Origin of the sequence: Amycolatopsis nivea, assembly GCF_004522235.1 — a bacterium.
Lineage (GTDB): Bacteria > Actinomycetota > Actinomycetes > Mycobacteriales > Pseudonocardiaceae > Amycolatopsis > Amycolatopsis nivea.
Genome location: NZ_SDLT01000005.1, coordinates 44,225 through 61,797, shown reverse-complemented (window position 1 = coordinate 61,797; position 17,573 = coordinate 44,225). Strand labels below are relative to the sequence as shown.

Here is a 17,573-nt window from a genome sequence, read left to right as displayed (position 1 = left end):
ACAGAAAGAGCCCTGAACAGCGGAAACGAGCTCTCAAACTATCCACAGCCAGCGTCGTCACAGATGCGGCCGGACAACCCGCCTCAGCCGCTCCTCCGGCAGCCCGCGCCACCGCGTCCAAATCGCTCGCCAGCGTGTGGTCCTCCGCCACCATGACGACCTCGTGATGCGGAGCCGCCGAAGGCCTCCCGAACGGGTCCCGCTCCCCTGGATCACCAGCGCGGGCACCTCGACCGCGTCCAGTTCGGCTTGCCGGAACTTCGGCTTCCCCGGCGGATGCTCCGGAAAAGCCAGGCACAGCACGGCGACCGCCTGCCTGACGGGCGGCTCGGTTTCCGCGCGCCGCACCAGTGCCGGCCAGTCGCGAAGCGAGGTGCTCGATCGCCTCTCGCACCTGTTCACGGAACCGGGCGAGCAGCTCCGCACCAGCTTCGACGAGGTGCGGGAAAGCGCGACCGCCCGGCTGTGCCGTCGATCATGGCCGCGCGACTTGATTCTTCGACGCCGAGCACGTCCTGGCCATCAGCTCGGCCGTGTTCGGAGCCACCCGAATCCAGGCGAAGCGACCTCCGCCATCGTCACCACGCACGCACGACCGGATGGACGCCGCCCACGCGATGACCGTCGCGCCATCGAGCTGCCGCCGGCCGCCGGAGCGGACGGCTTCGCGCTCCGGCGGCCGTGGCCGCTGTCGCGAACCTCGGTATGTTCGGCGCACCCTGCCGGACGTTCGACGCCGACGACCGCGCTGATCTGCTTATCGTCTTCCAGTGCTCCCGCGACCGACATTACCGGCGACCTCGACGGTGAAGCGGTCTGGCGACACAGAACCCGCACAGTTGCCCACCGACCCGCCCAGCTGTGGACAACCCGAAAGATCTCGCTCTGAGCTGGGACAACGTCCGAATTGCAGCCATCCACGGCCAACAGTCTTGCCGGGTGTTCACGAAGGAAATCCGGATTGCCGCGAGTATCGCCAAGGGGCTGTTTTCGCTCTGTTCCCCGGCGATACTGCAGAGCATGGAACTGACGTTTCAGGTGCTGGGACCGGTGCGGGCGGTCGAGGACGGCATCACGCTGCCCACCGAGGGCGAGCGTCCGCTGGTAGTGCTTGCCGGGCTGCTGACTCATCCCGGGCAGGAAGTCGGCGTCGCACAGCTGACGCGCTGGCTCTGGGACGGCGACGGGCCGCGCAACGCCCGCGCGTCCGTCCATACCTACGTCTCCCGCCTGCGCCGCATGCTCAGCACCGCAGATGTGCTGCGGACCGGGCTGGGCGGCTACCGCCTGGACGTTCCCGAGAACGCCGTCGACCTGACCCGGTTTCGTTCGGCTGCCGCTCGCGGCTGGGCAGCTGCCGAGCGCGGTGCGCACGCCGAGGCCGTCGCCGCGTTTGAAACCGCGCTCGCCGAATGGTCCGGCGAGCCACTGTCCAATGTGGAATCCGAAGTACTGCGCCGGGACGTGGTGCCCGCATTGCGCGAAGAAGCGCAAGCAGTGCGGGAAGCCCGCGCGGACGCAATGTTGGCACTGGGCCAGCACCGGCAGCTGATCCCGGTCCTGACTGAATCAGCCGCCGAACACCCCTTGCGCGAACGCGTGCACGAGCAGCTGATGATCGCCTTGTACCGCGCCGGACGCCAGGCGGACGCGCTGGCAGCGTTCGACCGCATCCGCGCTGTCCTCGACGAGGAACTGGGGCTGCGGCCCGGCCCCGGCCTGCGCGAGGTGCGCCAGGCGATCATCACCGCCGACCCGGCGCTCGACCACCGGCCGCATGCCACGCCGTCGCCGGTGCCTCGGCAGCTGCCCGCTGACGTCGCCGGGTTCACCGCGCGTACCAGCGAATTGGCCGAGCTGCACGGGGTGCCGTCCGGCGTGGTGCTGCTCGAAGGCACCGCGGGCGTCGGCAAGTCCGCGCTCGCGGTCCGCTTCGCCCACCAGGTCGCCGCCGATTTCCCGGACGGCCAGCTCTTCCTGGAACTGGCCGGGTTCTCGCCGGGCGGGCCGGCGAGCCCGGACGCGCTGCTGGCCCGGTTGCTCTGGGCGATCGGAGTCTCCGGCGAGGAAGTCCCGGCAGGCCCGGCGGAACGTGCCGCCCTGTGGCGGTCCCGCACCGCCGACCGCCGGTATCTGCTCGTGCTCGACGACGCGTGGGACACCGCGCAGGTACAGCCGTTGCTGCCCGGTGCCAGCTGCCTGACGCTGGTCACCAGCCGACGCCGGCTCGGCGGCCTGATCACCCGGCACGGAGCGCGCCCGATCACCGTCCAGCGCTTCGCCCCGAGCGACGGCGGCGAACTGCTCAGAACCTCGCTCGCGGACATCCAGCCCGAATCCGCGGCGTGGGTGCGCGCGCTCGAACTGTGCGCCGGGCTGCCGCTGGCCATCCGGATCCTCGGCGAGCGGGTCAACCGGCAGGCCGGCCGCTCCCTCGAAGCAGTCGTCGCGGAATTCGACGAAGACGCCGTCCTGCGCGGTTTCGATCTCGACGACGGCGACGACAGCAACCTCGCCGCTCTCTTCGCCTATTCCTACGCTGCGCTCCCTGCACCGGTCGCCCGGCTGTTCCGGCTGCTCGGGCTGCATCCGGTCGGCGGCGTATCGGCGCGCTCGGCCGCCGCGCTCGCCGCGGTGGACGTCCACGAAGCCCGCCGCCTCCTCCACCAGCTCACCGCCGCGCACCTCGCCGAGCAACGCCACCCAGACCGCTGGGATCTGCACGACCTCCTGCGCGACTACGCGGTCAGCCTGACCGCCGAGAAAGACGAAACCGCGACCGCCCGCCTGGTGGACTGGTACGCCGCGTCCGCGGTCAACGCCTTCGACGCGTCCCGGCCCTACACCGAAGCGGAAGGCGCGGACGGCCCGGCGGTCGAACGGTTTTCGAGCGCCGACGCGTCCGCCGACTGGGTGCTGTCCCAGCAAACCAACCTGATCTGGGCCGTCCAGCAGGCGTACGAAACGGGGCTGGACCGCCAGTCCTGGCAGATCGCCCGGACGATGGCGCACGTGTTCCTGATGTGCGGAGAGTGCACCCTGTTCGTCCGAACGCATCGAACCGGCCTCGCCGCAGCCCTGCGCTCGGACGATCGCGTCGGCGAAGCGTGGATGCGCAACGGCCTGGGGCTGGCTCTGCTCGGCATGGGCGAAGCGGACCGAGCCGTCGCGGAATACGAGCAGGCGCTTTCGGCCTGGCGCGCATTGTCCTCAGTGGACGGCGAGATGATGTGCTTGTTCAACCTCGCTTCGGCGTACACCGTGCTGGACCGCAACGAGGAAGCGCTCGATGCCGGCTACCGCGCTCTGGAGTTGGCGCCTCGCTCCGGCAATCCGATCAACGTCGCGGCCGCGAACGGAGTGCTCAGCGACATCCTGCTCATCCTGGACCGGCCGGCGGAAGCGCTGACGCACGCCGAACAAGCGCTGGCGATCTGCGAGGAAGTGGGGGCGGGTTGGGAAACCGGCGAAGCCCGGCACGGACACGGCCGTGCGCTGCTCGGGATGGGCCGGTGCCCCGAGGCCGAACACAGCCTCGGGGCAGCCCTGCGGATCGCCAGGGAACTCGGCTCGACCGCGCTGGAAGGCGGCGTGCTCTGCGACCTGACCCGCGCCTGCTACCTGCTGGGTCAGCACGATCGAGCCCGTGCCTTGCAACGGGAACTCGACGGACTGGTCGCCGCCAACCCGACCATCGCAGTCGACTACCGGCGCCATTTCCGGGAGCTGGCCGACGTGCGGGCCGGGTCGGCGGCGCGGTGATCAGCGCGCTTCCGGCTCCAATTCGCGGTGATTCGCGTCGAACTCGGCTTTCGTCAGCGGCGGAGCCGGCGGCGGGAGATATCGGGATTCCATGTCTCCGTACGACTGCGCGATCTGCGTGATCCCCTTCCGGACATCCTCGATGATCGCGTCGGCGTCGTGGAAGTACTGCCGGGCGGCGGCCTCGTAATCGGCCGAGGTCACGCTGTTGGTGCCCCCGCTGCTCAGCATCTTGTCCGCGACGTTCCCGGCCAACCCCAAAACCGGCTGGGCGACCGCGTTGACGATCTCCGCCGTCGCGGCCGCCGCCGGCAGCGCGGCCAGCCCGAAGCCGCCGCTCGCCACCGCGACGACCGCGGCCGCGACGATCCCCCACGGGAAGGCCTGGTCCTCGGAAACATCCTCTGCTTCCCGCTTCTGCATCGCCGAGACGAACCCGCGCATGAGGTTGACCAGCTTCTTCCGCGCTCCGACGAGCACGCTGCAGTACGCCAGCAGCGCATCGGCCGCCTCCGCGACGATCACCTGCTCGTGCTGCAGGAAATCGTAGATCGACCCGGCGTAGTCAAGGCACTTGTCCTTTGCCGCCCCCGACCAGTTGTCGAAGAGATGGTCCAGCGCGTCGTGCAGGCCCATCTGCCCGCCGCTCGCCTGCCGGGCCGGACTCTGCGGATCGTGCACGTCGCCCGGCTGGTTGGTCAGGTTCACGGTGAGGTTCACCAGCAGATCGCCGAGCAGCCGGTGCGGATCCTCGAATTTGTCCAGCTGGGGCTGTGACAGCACCCGGGCGTGGTAGAAGAAATGGTTGATCGTCGTGTCCGGCATCGGCAGGTTGGCCGGCCGGTTGTCCTGCATGATCTTGGAACGGTCTGGCCACTGCCGCGAATCGTCCAGGACGTGGTTGTTGATTCCGGATTCCGGATGCTGAACCGGCGCTCCCCGTGGCGCGGTGCACAGGTCCGCCCAGTTGGCGACGTCTGCCAGCAGCTTCCGGTCTGCCAGGAATTCCGGTGCCAGGCCGGCGAAGACGCTCGGATCGACGTTGGCCATCGCTCCCCCTCAGCCCTTGCCGATTCCGTGCAGCCGGTCGGTGTGCGCCTGCTCGGTGCTCGAATAGACGCGGTACGCCTCCCACAATGCGTCGTCCAGTCCGCGCAGCGAATCCCGCAGCTGGTCCTGGGACTGCGAGATCAGCTTGTGCACGCCGGTCGCCCGCACCGCGAAGGCCACGTTGAGACCAGCCTGGTCGGCACCGAGCAGGCCGGCCATGTCGAGGTCGCGGAGCGGGCGCACCGCGTCGGCGCCGGCGGCGAAATGCTCGACCGCCGGGTCCAGATGATCAGTCAGCGATTGTTTGAACCCTTCGAGGTCCACCGAATACCCGTCCGGCACGACCTGCCCCCTTCGTCCGTCGGCCGCCCCCGCGTGCGGCCGTACGGACAGCGAAAACCACACCGCTTTCGGAACGCTGACAGATCGCTGTCTGAAGGAGCGCCGCCGTCACGAATGCGGCCGGACGATCCTTACCAGCCACTCCGCCGCCGCGCGGGCGAGCGCGTCCAGGTCGCTCGACAGGGCGTGGTCTCCCGCCACTACGACGATCTCGTGGTGCGGCGCGGGTTCCGGACGGCCGAACGGATCGCGCTCCCCCTGTATCACCAGCGCGGGCACCTCGACCGCGTCCAGTTCCGCTTGCCGCGACTTCTCCGGCTTCCCCGGCGGATGCTCCGGGAACGCCAAGCACAGCACCGCGACCGCCTGCCCGGCCGAAGCCGTCCGGCAGGCCACTCGCGCACCCGACGAGCGGCCGCCGAAGATCAGCGGCAAATCGTCGAAACGGGCGGACACCTCGTCCGCCACCGTGAGCCACGCCGTGTCCAGTTGCTTCGCCGGAGCGGGCGCGCGCCGCCCTGCCACGCGGTACGGCTGTTCCACCAGCGCCACGTGCACTCCGACCTTGGTGGCCGCGCGAGCTACCGCGACGAGGTCCTTCGCCCCGATGCCGCCGCCCGCGCCGTGGCCGAGCAGGAGCACCGCGTCGCCGTCGGGCGCGCAATGCAGCTCGGCTCGCGCGACCCCGTGCTCGGTGTCGATCTCGAGCGTGGTCATGACAGGTCGAACAGCGAGTCGACGGACTGTTCGGTTTCCGTGCGCCGCAAGAGTTCCGGGCCGTTGTTGCGGACGTTGTTCACCAGGCTCGACACCGGCCGCAGCTCCAGCGATTCGACGACCGAGGGCGACGTCGGCACCATCAGTTCGTCCACTTCGGACCGGTCCGGGTCGAGCCAGCCCGCCCAGTTCTCGTGCGGCACGATCAGCGGCATCCGGTGGTGGACGTCGGTGAGCTGCCCCGCGGCGTCCGTCGTCAGGATCGAGAAGGTGATCAGCGGTTCGGCGTCCGCGTCGTCCTTCGGCCGCCAGCTTTCCCAGATTCCGCCGAAAGCGAGCGATTTCCCGGAGGGATCCGTCATGTAGAACGGCTCCTTCTCCTTGCCCGTGCGCCGCCACTCGAACCAGCCGTCGGCGGGAACCAGGCAGCGCCGCGACGCCAGCGCGCGCTTGAACGCGGGCTTCTCCTTCGCGGTTTCCGCACGCGTGTTGATCATCCGCGAACCCGCCGAAGGATCCTTGGCCCAGAACGGAACCAGGCCCCACCGCATGATCCGCAGCGAGCGCTCCGCCGGTTCGTCCTCGAGAACGAGCCCCTCGGCGTCGCGGGGGTGCCGCTGCACCACGGTCACGACGTTCTTGGTCGGCGCGACGTTGTGGTCCACTCGCGCCCGGCCCTCGGTCAGGTCGACCGCGGCGAACTCCTCGACCAGCTTCGCCGGGTCTTTCGTCGCGGCGTAACGGCCGCACATGCCAACCTCCTCGGGGTGCCTCGAACGCCATCGTCGCACGCAAACCGGGCCCGGCGCGACCGGCATGGGATCATTCGACCAGGCAAAGGGCGACCGGGAGGACGTGGGCGGCTTGGGGCGAGGCGACTGGAGGCGGCTGGACGAATCCGACGTGCGGGTGCGTCCCGGCAAGGGCACCAGGCCACGCAGCAAGCGCAGGCCCGAGCACGCCGACGCGGTCACCGCGATGGTGATCGGCAAGGACCGCGGCCGCTGGACGTGCGCGGTCGACGCCGATCCGGATCGCGTCGTGATGGCCATGCGAGCCCGCGAAATGGGTCGGGTCTCGGTGGTCGTCGGGGACATGGTCGCGCTGGTCGGCGATGTGTCCGGACGGCCGGACACGCTCGCCCGGATCGTCCGCGTCGACGAGCGCACCAGCGTGCTGCGCCGCACCGCCGACGACACCGACCCGTACGAACGGGTGGTCGTCGCCAACGCCGCGCAGCTGCTGATCGTCACCTCGCTGGCCGATCCCCTTCCCCGGCCCGGATTCATCGACCGCTGCCTCGTCGCGTGCTACGCGGGCGGCCTGGAACCCGTGCTGTGCCTGACGAAAGCCGACCTCGCCAGCCCGGATTCGCTGCTCGCCGGCTACGCGGGGCTCGACGTCCCGGCCATCGTCACCCGGCACGACGAGGAGCCCGAGGGCCTGCGCGAACGCCTCGCCGGCCGGATCACCGCCCTCGTCGGACACTCCGGAGTCGGCAAGTCGACATTGGTCAACCGCCTGGTGCCCGCCGCCGAACTGGCGACCGGCGACGTCAGCTCGGTCGGCAAGGGACGGCACACCTCGGTCGCCGCGGTGGCGCTGCCGCTGGCGGGCGGCGGCTGGGTGGTCGACACCCCCGGCGTCCGGTCGTTCGGGCTCGCGCACGTGACCGCGGACGACATCGTGAACGCCTTCGAGGAATTCGCCGCGGCCGCCGAGGAATGCCCGCCGAACTGCGGCCACCTCGGCCCGCCCGAGGACCCGGACTGCGCGCTGGACGACGTGGTCGCCGACGGAAACGCCGGAGCGGAACGGCTGGCGTCGCTGCGCAGGCTCCTGGTGTCGCGTTCGGGCGGCGGGGACATCCGCACCGAATCGTGACCTGAACGGCGTAACCCCTGGCGTCGGCCGCCGATACGGAGTGCGACAGCTTCCAAGTCCAGGGGGATATCCATGCGGCTCCGCGTTGGCGCCGCGGCCGTTTGCGCCGCGCTCGCGCTGGCTGGGTGCGGCGCGCCCGCGCCATCGACGGCGGGCCCGTTCACCGATCTCGGGTCGCTCGCCGCGGCTGTCCGCCAGAGCCTCGGGAAGACCGGCACGGTGCGGCTGACCATGTCCGAAGAGAGCGGCAAAGGAACGGCCGACGTCGAGGTCGGCCTTCTCTACAACGGCCCGCACACCGCGGTCGACCTGCGCATGACCAACGGGGCCGAACTGCGCATGGCCAGCGAGACGGTCTTCGTCAAACCGCCCACCGCACAGGCCGACTCCGGCACTCGGTGGATCCGGGTCTTCCCACTCGCCGCCGACCTGTACTCCAGGGCGTTCTGGAAGCTCGCGGAGCAAACCGCCGAGCAGACCGACCCGCTGCGCACCGTCGACCAGCTCGTCCGAGGCGGCGAACTGACCGGGTCCGAGCCAGTCGAACTCGACGGCCGCAAGCTCACGCACTACCGCGTGCGGCTCGATTTCGAGCGTGTCGCGGACCATCTGATCGGATTCATCTCCGACGAATCGCAGTACCGGATCCGGACGCGCTTGTCCGGGAAGGGGGTGCGGATCCCGCTCGACCTGTGGCTCGACGACTATCAGCGACCGGTCAAGGTCGTCCTGGACGAACGGCCCATGGCCCGGTTCGACCCCGATCTGACCGGCTCGGTGCTGACCGTCCAGTACCGCCGCTGGGGCACTCCGGTCGAGGTCGCGGCCCCGGCCGCGGATCTGGTGGACAACCTGGGCGGATAAGGTAAACCGGAAAAACCTCTCCGGCGGAGGGAACCTTTTCCCGCCGGACGGCGTCTCAGAAGCAACCTCGCGGAGTCGCCCCGCGCGCCGGACCGCAAGGACGCGGCCGCGAAGGCAGCCGGCGGCAACGCAGGTGAAAGACCGATTCCTTCCTAGGGGGAGAACCATGCGCAAGACCACGACGTTCGCTGTCGCCGCAGGTGCGGCGCTGGCGCTGGTGCTGACGGGCTGCGGCTCGAGCGCCGAGAACGGCACCGCGTCCCCGGCCGGGCAGTCCAAGGACGGCGGGTCCGGCCTGGCGTCGCCGTTCAGCGACGCGCTGAAGCTGGCCGACGCGGCCAAGCAGGGCACGGAGAAGGCCAAGTCGGCGAAGATGACGATGGAAATGATGGGCCAGAAGGCCGAAGGCTCGATGCGCTTCGACGGCGAGAACTCGGCCATGGCCATGACGATGGACAGCCCGCAGGGCCCCACCGAAATGCGCTACGTCGACAAGACCCTCTACATGAAGGTCCCGGCCTCGCAGTCCAAGCAGTTCGGCAGCGACAAGCCGTGGCTGAAGATCTCGCCGGACGCCACCGACCCGATGTCGCAGTCGTTCAGCAAGATGATGTCGCAGTCGACCCAGCAGAGCGACCCGACCCAGATCCTCGACCAGGTCTCGAAGGCGGGCCGGATCGTCTCGGCCGACCAGGTCGACCTGAACGGCGAGAAGGTCAACCACTACAAGGTGGAGCTGGACGTCAGCAAGTCCATGGAGACCTACGCCAAGGGCATGCCCGAAGAAGTGAAGACCCAGATGAAGAAGATGCTCGAGGGCAAGAGCATCCAGATCCCGGCCGAGATCTGGATCGACAAGGACCAGCTTCCGGTGCAGATCACCATGGACCAGACGGAAATGATGAAGCAGCTCGGCGCCTCGACCGGCTCGCCCGCCGCGGCCGCGGCCGGCGGCAAGATCGACGTCAAGTACAGCGACTGGGGCAAGCCGGTCGACGTGACCGCGCCGCCCGCCGACCAGGTCACCGACTTCGGCGAGCTCATGAAGAAGATGGGGCGCTGACCCCCGCCGCTCTTCGCGGGCCCCGAGCCACTCCGGCTCGGGGCCCGTTTTTTGTGCGCTACTGCCGGTAGCACGCGTTCCCCCGAACGGGGCGGACCCGCCCGTTGTGCTTGGCTTGAGGCACTTTACGGCCGGTCAGAGAGGGTTTTCGGATGCGCAGGACGGCCGTGGCGGGTGTCGCCGCGCTGCTGGCGATCGCCTCGGCGGGTTGTTCCAGCACCCCGGAACCGCAACGCTTCACCGACGCCCGCGCGCTCGCGGACGCCGCTTCGGCCGCGACCTTGGCCGGGCACACCGCGAAGTTCACCGCTGACGTCACCACCGGCACCCTCGTGTCCCACGGCCAGGGCCAGGCGAAATTCGACCCCGCTGGAACGTCGCTCTCGATGACGACGGACTACGTCGGCGAGCCGATCGAACTGCGCCTGGTGGACAAGACGCTGTACGCGAAGGTGCCGGAAAGCGCGCGAGACCAGGTCAGCGACCACAAAGCGTGGGTGAAGGTGTCGCCGGACGGCACCGATCCGCTCTCGCAGGTGCTGGGCGGAAGCCTGGCGCAACTGGCCGAGCAGAACGACCCGGCGCGCACCCTGGCGCAGGTCCGCACGGCGGGAACCGTGGCGTCCAGCGAGCAAACCACCCTCGACGGAGCCTCGGCCGAGCACTATCGCCTGACCGTCGACCTGGGGAAACTCGGCTCGGAACTGCCCGGTGGGCTTCCCGCCGAAGCACTGACCCGGCTCGGCGACCGCGGCAAGACGGTCCCGTTCGACCTTTGGCTGGACCCGCAGCACCGGCCGATGCAGCTGGTCCTGGACCTGACGCCGGTCATGCAAGCCACCGGGCAGACCGGCGTCGCCACGGTCAAGGCGCACTACACGGACTGGAACTCCCCGGTCACCGTGAACGCCCCCGCCCCGGCGGAGATCGGCGTCCTCACCGGCGGCTGACGTGCCGTGAAGGGCTCCTTCCGGGAATCTGATTCCCGCAAGGAGTCCTTCACGGACCGCTAAAGCAGTTCGAGCAGGAAGGGCAGCTCCTGCAGCGCGTACCAGGCCAGCTCGTGGTCTTCGGCGTCGCCGAGGGTGAACTCAGCGTCCTCGTCGCCGAGGTCAGCGGCGTCGATCACCGCCGCCGCGGCGGCCACCGCTTCCTCGGCCTCGGCCGAGTCCACGTGGATCGCCGCGATCTGGGACTTCGGCACCGGACCCGCGAGGCGCACGACGGCCGCGTCCAGGTCCGGCCGCAGCGTCGCGTCGTCGACGTCCACCGAGACCACGGCCCGCCGCGGTTCGGCCTTTTCCTCAGCGGCGATCAGGCGCAGCGACGCACGGGCCGCGTCCAGCAACGCCGCGTATTCCAGTTCCTCGTCGGAACCGCTCGCGTACGCCTCGCGCAGGGCGGGCGTCAGCGCGAAACCGGTGCCGCTGCGAGCGCGGAACTCGCCATTGGCCTCCAGGTCGCGCAGCATCGCGATCGTCGCAGGCAGATAAACCCTCACCAGTGCGCACCCTTCAGCTCTTCCAGTGCTTCTTCGATCATCCCGCCGAGCAGCCCGACGTCGAACGCGGCCTTGCGGTCGCCGTTGAGTCCGAAGTAGACACCGCCGTGGTAGGAGGTGACCCCGATCGCCAGCGCCTGCGTGCGCATCAGCGGCATCACCGGGAACATCTCCACCAGTCTCGCCTCTCCGGCATACATCGGCACCTGCGGCCCCGGCGAATTCGTGATCATCAGGTTGAAAATCCGCCCGGACAGCGATCCGCCCGCCCGAGCGCCGAGCGAATGCAGCGTCGCCGGTGCGAACCCGCTCACCTTCAGCAACCCGCGCGCGGCCACCGATCTTCCCGAATTCAGGTGCTCGGCCATCGCGTGGCCGATGTGCTGCAGCCGCAGCACCGCGCTCGGCTCGCCGACCGGCAGGTCGATCAGGTAGGCCGCGACCTCGTTGCCGACCAGCGCAGGAGTCGCGAACTCGGCCGTTTCGGCGTCGGTGACCGCCATCGGCACGAGCGCGCGCACGGTCTCGGTCGGCGTGAGGTGCTCCCCGCGCGACAGCAGCCATTCCCGCAGCGCACCGGTGATCGCGGCGAGGATGACGTCGTTGACCGTGCCCCCGTGGTCCGCGCGGATCTTGCGGAAATCCTCCAGCCGCGTGCGCACGACCGAGAACACGCGGCCGCCGGAGACCCGGACGTTCAACGGCCCGGGCGGCGCGGGTCGGGTGATCGTCGCCGCGACGCCACCGAGCGTCTCGACGGCCTTGCTCACCGTGGTCACCGCGTCACCGGCGATGGAGCGCACGTTTTCGATCAGCTCGCCGGGCCGTTGCACGGTCTCGCTCATCGCGTCGAGCACCAGCTGCGCACGGCTGGGCTCGCGCCGCGGCGCCCACATGTCCTCGAACGGCTCGGGCGGTTCGGGAGTCTCGTCGAGGATGAGCTGGCCGAGGTCGATCGTGCCGACACCGTCCACAACGGACTGGTGCGTTTTCGTCACCATCGCGACCCGGTCACCGGCCAGCCCCTCGACGAAATACGCCTCCCACAACGGGCGTTCCGGCGCGAGCCGGCGCGACATCAGCCGCGCGACCAGGTCGAACAGCTGGTCGTCGCTGCCCGGCTGGGGCAGCGCGGAGCGGCGGACGTGGTAGTTCAGGTCGAAGTCGACGTCGTCCACCCACACCGGGCGCGCGAGGTGCCCCGGCACGCCGAGCACGCGCTGGCGGTAGCGGGGCAGGAACGCCAGCCGCGCGGCGACGAGGTCGAGGACCTGCTCGTAGGTGAACCCGGACGACGGCCGTTCGAAGATCGCCACACCCCCGACGTGCATCGGCGTCGTCTGGTCCTCGACGTACAGGAACGAGGCGTCCAGCGCGGACAGGCGGTCGGGCATGAGCCGATCCTTACACAATGCGAGACTGGCCGGTGTGGGTGATGAGCTGGCGGGTTCGCCGAAAGACCGCTTCCTGACCGTCTACGGGCGCAAACCCGTGCTGGAGGCGCTGGGCGATCCGGATCTGCGCGTGGACAAGGTGATCCTCGCCGACACCGCACGCGGCCCCGCCGCCGCGGAAATCCAGCGCGCCGCGAAAGCCGCCGGGGTGCCCGTGCAGCGAGCGAGCGCACACCGGGTGAAAGTGCTGGCCGGCAACGGAAAACAAGACCAGGGCGTACTGGCCGACGTCGTCGCGCCGCGAATGCGCGCCCTCGCCGCGGCCCTCGACGACCGCCGCCCACCCGCTCGGCTGCTGCTCCTGGACGGCATCACTACGCCGGCCAACGTCGGAATGATCCTGCGCACCGCGACGGCCGCCGGCCTGTCGGGCGTAATCGTGCCGCGCCGGGGCGTCGCCGCACTGGATCCGATGGTGGTGAAATCCTCAGCGGGCGTTGCCTTCCGGGCACCGGTACTGCGCTGCGGATCGGCGCGCGAGGCGGCGGAAATGCTGGTGGAAGCCGGATACAGCCTGTTCGCACTCGGTGCCTCAGCGTCGACCTCGGTATTCGACGCGGAGCTGCCGCAGCGCTCGGCCTTCGTGCTGGGCGGCGAAACCGAAGGCGTCGGCGAGGCAGTTGCCGACCTGGTGACTGAGTGGTTGTCCATCCCGATGCCCGGCGACGTCGAATCACTGAACGTCTCCGCCGCCGCTGCCGTGCTGTCGTTCGAGCTGGTGCGACGCGGGGTCAACTGAACAACGCGGCCAGCTCGTCGAGAGTCTCGGCGATGCTGCGATGGTGCACGCCAACCATGCCCGCGGCGACCGCCCCACGCACGTTCCGCTCGGCGTCGTCCACGAACACACACCGCGGCGCGGCCAGCCCGATCCGCTCAGCCGCGACAAGATAAATCTCGCGGTTCGGCTTGGCGACGCCGACCTCGCCGGAGAAGACGAGGGCGTCAAAGTATTGCGCCAGCTCAGTTTTCACCCCAGGATCGGCTCCGGGTGCGTTCGAGACGAGCGCGGTGCGGGTTCCGTTCTCGCGGGCGTCGCGGAGGTATTCGTAGAGCAGCGCGGCGTCCGGGTCGGTTAGGACTCCGGCGTAGTCGACGAGCAAGCCTTTCAGCACTTCGCCAGCCTAACTGTTTGTTCGGGCGGTCCGGCCCTTTAGCGCATCAAGCTCATCCCGTCTGCGCCAATCTGCCCTTTTCGCCGGATCAGGCACTCAACGTCCCATCCCCCGGCCCCCGGACGCACTAATCCGCGGGTGGACGTCCATGTTTCGGGGAGGGAACTCAATGACGAACCACAGCCTCCGGCCGCTGGCTGCGGTCCCGGAGGTCAAGGGGCGGCGCAGGCATCGGCGCGGTCGGTGGCCGTCGCCGCACGAACTGCCGCCTGCTGGGCATCGGCTGGTGCGGCTTGCCGATCCGCCTACCGGGCAGAGGCTGAGCCAGCGGCTCAACGCCATCCTCGAAGTCCTCGCCGGGCGGCGGGCGGCCGGGCAGATCCGTCCGCTCGTGGACGAGGCGTTGTTTTCCCGGCTCAGCAGTCAAGGGCTGATGCCGGGCATCCGCCATCACGTCGCCGGGGAGTTGCGCGTCTGCCGTCCGGCCGAGACCGCGTTGGAGACCAGCACGATCATCCACTCCGGACCCCGGGTGCTGGCGTTGGCGGCCCGGTTCGAGCGCACGCGGACGGGGTGGGTGTGCACGCGGTTTCACGTGCTCGCACCGCGCGCCGAGATCGCGCAGGCTGGTCGGTCCTCAGTGGCCTGATTCCCAGTGGGACACGTGTCCTGAAGATTAGGACAGGGATCCTGCAGCAAGTCCACTGTGGAGACAAAAAGAACGGCAGCACGAGCGTTCTCGTGCTGCCGTTCTCAGTCGATACCGTCCACAGTGGACGGAGTTAGGCACGCGTCAGCGACGCGGGCCCTTCTTGCCCTTCTTCGCCTGCGCCCGCTCGGCGGCCCGGCGTTCGCGGCGGGTGCCGCCCGCGGCTCCGGCGTCCGCGTCGTTCGCGCTGTCCGAATGGGACTCGACGCCGCCGCCCTCGGAGGGGCCGGACATGGTCAGTCCGGATTGGACACCGCCGCCGAGGCCCTTGCCGCGCAAGGCGGACGGGACCGAATCGGAGTCGGTGGCCGGCGGCTGCGGCGGGGCGGGGCGGGCGTGCTTGCCCTCGTCCTCGCCCTGGTTGCCGAAGGCGCCCGCCGCCGCGGCGGTCGCGGACGTGACTCCGCCCGGGAGCGCCGACGGTTCCGGCTGCTGCACGGTTTCCGGCTCGGCGCGCTCGACCTGAAGGTTGAACAGGAAGCCGACGGCCTCCTCCTTCAGCGAGTCGAGCATCGCGCGGAACATGTCGAAGCCCTCGCGCTGGTACTCGATCAGCGGGTCGCGCTGCGCGAGCGCCCGCATGCCGATGCCCTCCTTGAGATAGTCCATCTCGTAGAGGTGCTCGCGCCACTTGCGGTCCAGCACGGTGAGCATGACCTGGCGCTCGAGGCGGCGCATCGAGCCTTCCTCGCCGACCAGTTCGTCGATCTCGGCCTCGCGCTTGGCGTACGCGTCGAGCGCGTCGTCGACCAGCGCCTGGCTGAGCGATTCCGCGTCGAGGTCGCCGTCCTCGATCAGGTCGTCCCAGTCGAGGCTCACCGGGTACAGCGTCTTCAGCGCGGTCCACAGCTGCTCGTGGTCCCAGTCCTCGGCGTAGCCCTGGGAGGTCGCGCCCGAGACGTACGCCTTCACCACGTCGACGATCATGTGCTCGATCTGCTCGCGCAGGTCCTCGCCCTCGAGCACGCGGTGGCGCTCGGCGTAGATCACCTTGCGCTGCTCGTTCATGACCTCGTCGTACTTGAGGACGTTCTTGCGGGTCTCCATGTTGAGCTGCTCGACCTGGGTCTGCGCGCTCTTGATCGCCTTGGAGACCATCTTGTGCTCGATCGGCACGTCGTCCGGCAGCCGCATGGTGGTCATGATGCGTTCGACCAGCACCGCGTTGAACCGGCGCATCAGGTCGTCGCCCAGCGACAGGTAGAACCGCGATTCGCCGGGGTCGCCCTGCCGTCCGGAACGACCGCGCAGCTGGTTGTCGATGCGCCGGGACTCGTGCCGCTCGGTGCCGAGCACGTACAGCCCGCCCGCCTCGCGGACGACGTCGGCTTCGGCGCGCGCCTCTTCCTTGATCTCCTCGAGCACCTTCGGCCACGCGGCCTCGTACTCCTCGGAGTGCTCGACCGGGTCGAGGCCGCGCTCGCGCAGCACCTCGTCGGCCATGATGTCCGGGTTGCCGCCGAGCACGATGTCGGTACCGCGGCCCGCCATGTTCGTGGCGACGGTGACCGCGCCCTTCCGGCCGGCGCGCGCGACGATCAGCGCTTCCTTGTTGTGGTACTTCGCGTTCAGCACCTCGTGCGGCACGCCCAGCTTGAGCAGCAGCTTCGACAGGTGCTCGGACTTCTCCACGCTCGTGGTGCCGACCAGCACCGGCTGGCCCTTTTCGTGCCGTTCGGCGATGTCCTCGGCGACGGCCTCGAACTTGGCTTGCTCGTTCTTGTAGATCAGGTCGGCGCGGTCCGCGCGGACCATCGGCCGGTTCGTCGGGATCGGCACCACGCCGAGCTTGTAGGTCTGGTGGAACTCGGCCGCCTCGGTCTCGGCGGTACCGGTCATGCCGGACAGCTTCTTGTAGAGCCGGAAGTAGTTCTGCAGCGTGATCGTGGCGAGCGTCTGGTTCTCCGCCTTGATCTCGACGCCTTCCTTGGCCTCGATCGCCTGGTGCATGCCCTCGTTGTAGCGGCGGCCCACCAGGATGCGCCCGGTGAACTCGTCGACGATCATGACCTCGCCGTCGCGGACGATGTAGTCCTTGTCCTTGTGGTAGAGCTCCTTGACCTTCAACGCGTTGTTCAAGTAGCCGACCAGCGGGGTGTTCGCCGCCTCGTACAGGTTCTCGATGCCGAGCTGGTCCTCGACGAACCGGACGCCCTTCTCGGTGACCGCGACAGTGCGCTTCCGGACGTCCGTCTCGTAGTGGTACTTCGAGTTGATCAGGTTGGCCTTCTCGACCCGCTCGCGCGTGCCCATCGTGGTGGTGTCGATGCCCTGCATCAGCGGCGCGAGCCGGGCGAACTCGACGTACCACCGCGACGACTGGTCCGCCGGGCCGGAGATGATCAGCGGGGTGCGCGCCTCGTCGATGAGGATCGAGTCGACCTCGTCGACGATCGCGAAGTTGTGCCCGCGCTGCACGCATTCGTCGAGCGACCAGGTCATGTTGTCGCGCAGGTAGTCGAAGCCGAACTCGTTGTTCGTGCCGTAGGTGACGTCGGCGTTGTAGTGCTTGCGCCGTTCCTGCGGGTCCTGCTCGGCGACGATGACGCCGACCTCGAGACCGAGGAAGCGGTGGATGCGGCCCATCCACTCGGCGTCGCGCTTGGCGAGGTAGTCGTTGGTGGTGACGACGTGCACGCCGTCCCCGGGGATGGCGTTCAGGTAGGCCGCGAGGACACAGGTCAGCGTCTTGCCCTCGCCGGTCTTCATCTCGGCGACCTGGCCGAGGTGCAACGCGGCCCCGCCCATGAGCTGGACGTCGTACGGCCGCTGGCCGAGCACCCGGTGCGCGGCTTCCCGCGCGACGGCGAAGGCCTCCGGCAGCAGTTCGTCCAGGGATTCGCCCTTGCCGTACCGCTCGCGGAACTCGTCGGTCTTGGCCCGCAGTTCGGCGTCCGACAGGTCCTTCACGTCGTCTTCGAGGGTGTTGATGTGATCGGCGATGTTGCGCAGCCGCTTCACCATCTTGCCCTCGCCCGCGCGGAGCAGGCGGTTCAGCACCATCCGGTCGACCTCACTAGCTGATCATGATCGCGCCCAGGCCGTTCCCGGGCAGTAAATCGCCACGGCTGGCGCCCGTGTGCGCCGCCGCCGTCTCCCCCATCGTAGGGAA

General features: G+C 69.3%; 14 protein-coding genes and 2 pseudogenes. 7 read left to right on the top strand and 9 right to left on the bottom strand.

The window, feature by feature from the left end; all coding sequences use genetic code 11:
• Positions 1–57: 57 nt before the first annotated feature.
• A pseudogene (locus EIZ44_RS45375) lies at positions 58–315 on the bottom strand (alpha/beta family hydrolase); the annotation flags it as partial.
• A 705-nt stretch (positions 316–1,020) separates the two neighbouring features.
• Here EIZ44_RS45375 and EIZ44_RS07630 point away from each other — a divergent pair.
• Positions 1,021–3,762, top strand: coding sequence for an AfsR/SARP family transcriptional regulator (locus EIZ44_RS07630; RefSeq protein WP_134728091.1), 2,742 nt, complete (start codon positions 1,021–1,023; stop codon positions 3,760–3,762).
• Here EIZ44_RS07630 and EIZ44_RS07625 read toward each other — a convergent pair whose 3' ends face one another.
• The 4 genes from EIZ44_RS07625 to EIZ44_RS07610 form a co-directional block, all read right to left on the bottom strand.
• Positions 3,763–4,812, bottom strand: coding sequence for a hypothetical protein (locus tag EIZ44_RS07625; protein ID WP_037816548.1), 1,050 nt, complete (start codon positions 4,810–4,812; stop codon positions 3,763–3,765).
• Between the two features lie 9 nt (positions 4,813–4,821).
• Positions 4,822–5,154: a hypothetical protein gene (locus tag EIZ44_RS07620; protein WP_037816550.1), complete on the bottom strand. Its 333-nt coding sequence runs from the start codon at positions 5,152–5,154 to the stop codon at positions 4,822–4,824.
• Positions 5,155–5,262: 108 nt separating this feature from the next.
• Positions 5,263–5,871, bottom strand: a complete 609-nt coding sequence (locus EIZ44_RS07615; protein ID WP_134728090.1) for an alpha/beta hydrolase family protein — start codon at positions 5,869–5,871, stop codon at positions 5,263–5,265.
• On the bottom strand, positions 5,868–6,623 hold the full coding sequence (locus tag EIZ44_RS07610; protein ID WP_043832896.1) for an SOS response-associated peptidase: 756 nt from the start codon (positions 6,621–6,623) through the stop codon (positions 5,868–5,870). Before EIZ44_RS07610 ends, EIZ44_RS07615 begins: the two co-directional genes overlap by 4 nt.
• Positions 6,624–6,735: 112 nt before the next feature.
• Here EIZ44_RS07610 and rsgA point away from each other — a divergent pair, with 112 nt between their 5' ends.
• The 4 genes from rsgA (at position 6,736) to EIZ44_RS07590 (ending at position 10,632) form a co-directional block, all read left to right on the top strand.
• Positions 6,736–7,755: a ribosome small subunit-dependent GTPase A gene (gene rsgA, locus EIZ44_RS07605; protein ID WP_037816845.1), complete on the top strand. Its 1,020-nt coding sequence runs from the start codon at positions 6,736–6,738 to the stop codon at positions 7,753–7,755.
• A 72-nt stretch (positions 7,756–7,827) separates the two neighbouring features.
• Positions 7,828–8,619, top strand: a complete 792-nt coding sequence (locus EIZ44_RS07600; RefSeq protein WP_134728089.1) for an SCO4651 family lipoprotein — start codon at positions 7,828–7,830, stop codon at positions 8,617–8,619.
• Between the two features lie 166 nt (positions 8,620–8,785).
• A complete protein-coding gene (locus EIZ44_RS07595; protein ID WP_037816559.1) occupies positions 8,786–9,682 on the top strand; it encodes an SCO4651 family lipoprotein in 897 nt (298 codons plus the stop codon).
• A 152-nt stretch (positions 9,683–9,834) separates the two neighbouring features.
• Positions 9,835–10,632, top strand: coding sequence for an SCO4651 family lipoprotein (locus tag EIZ44_RS07590; RefSeq protein WP_134728088.1), 798 nt, complete (start codon positions 9,835–9,837; stop codon positions 10,630–10,632).
• Between the two features lie 59 nt (positions 10,633–10,691).
• On the opposite strand, the gene EIZ44_RS07585 is transcribed toward EIZ44_RS07590, so the two are convergent.
• Entirely contained in the window at positions 10,692–11,183 is a 492-nt protein-coding gene (locus EIZ44_RS07585; RefSeq protein ID WP_106961329.1) for a DUF6912 family protein, read from the bottom strand.
• A complete protein-coding gene (locus EIZ44_RS07580; RefSeq protein WP_037816566.1) occupies positions 11,180–12,577 on the bottom strand; it encodes a WS/DGAT/MGAT family O-acyltransferase in 1,398 nt (465 codons plus the stop codon). Before EIZ44_RS07580 ends, EIZ44_RS07585 begins: the two co-directional genes overlap by 4 nt.
• Before the next feature lie 34 nt (positions 12,578–12,611).
• On the opposite strand from EIZ44_RS07580, the gene EIZ44_RS07575 reads away from it, so the two are divergent.
• Entirely contained in the window at positions 12,612–13,376 is a 765-nt protein-coding gene (locus EIZ44_RS07575) for a TrmH family RNA methyltransferase (RefSeq protein WP_134728087.1), read from the top strand.
• Here the strand turns inward: EIZ44_RS07575 and EIZ44_RS07570 are convergent.
• Positions 13,369–13,752 (bottom strand): HAD-IA family hydrolase, encoded by a 384-nt coding sequence (locus EIZ44_RS07570; protein WP_134728086.1) that lies wholly within the window; start codon positions 13,750–13,752, stop codon positions 13,369–13,371. The genes EIZ44_RS07575 and EIZ44_RS07570 overlap by 8 nt on opposite strands.
• Positions 13,753–13,921: 169 nt before the next feature.
• Here EIZ44_RS07570 and EIZ44_RS07565 point away from each other — a divergent pair, with 169 nt between their 5' ends.
• A complete protein-coding gene (locus EIZ44_RS07565) occupies positions 13,922–14,401 on the top strand; it encodes an Rv3235 family protein (RefSeq protein WP_205670141.1) in 480 nt (159 codons plus the stop codon).
• Between the two features lie 507 nt (positions 14,402–14,908).
• On the opposite strand, the pseudogene secA reads toward EIZ44_RS07565, so the two are convergent.
• A pseudogene (gene secA, locus EIZ44_RS07560) lies at positions 14,909–17,464 on the bottom strand (preprotein translocase subunit SecA); the annotation flags it as partial.
• Between the last annotated feature and the right edge of the window lie 109 nt (positions 17,465–17,573).

Excerpts from the sequence above, each read along its gene's own strand:
- EIZ44_RS07630 (WP_134728091.1), top strand. The coding sequence starts at position 1,021 with ATGGAACTGACGTTTCAGGTGCTGGGACCGGTGCGGGCGGTCGAGGAC.
- EIZ44_RS07625 (WP_037816548.1), bottom strand. The coding sequence starts at position 4,812 with ATGGCCAACGTCGATCCGAGCGTCTTCGCCGGCCTGGCACCGGAATTC.
- EIZ44_RS07615 (WP_134728090.1), bottom strand. The coding sequence starts at position 5,871 with ATGACCACGCTCGAGATCGACACCGAGCACGGGGTCGCGCGAGCCGAG.
- EIZ44_RS07610 (WP_043832896.1), bottom strand. The coding sequence starts at position 6,623 with ATGTGCGGCCGTTACGCCGCGACGAAAGACCCGGCGAAGCTGGTCGAG.
- EIZ44_RS07600 (WP_134728089.1), top strand. The coding sequence starts at position 7,828 with ATGCGGCTCCGCGTTGGCGCCGCGGCCGTTTGCGCCGCGCTCGCGCTG.
- EIZ44_RS07595 (WP_037816559.1), top strand. The coding sequence starts at position 8,786 with ATGCGCAAGACCACGACGTTCGCTGTCGCCGCAGGTGCGGCGCTGGCG.
- EIZ44_RS07590 (WP_134728088.1), top strand. The coding sequence starts at position 9,835 with ATGCGCAGGACGGCCGTGGCGGGTGTCGCCGCGCTGCTGGCGATCGCC.
- EIZ44_RS07580 (WP_037816566.1), bottom strand. The coding sequence starts at position 12,577 with ATGCCCGACCGCCTGTCCGCGCTGGACGCCTCGTTCCTGTACGTCGAG.
- EIZ44_RS07565 (WP_205670141.1), top strand. The coding sequence starts at position 13,922 with ATGACGAACCACAGCCTCCGGCCGCTGGCTGCGGTCCCGGAGGTCAAG.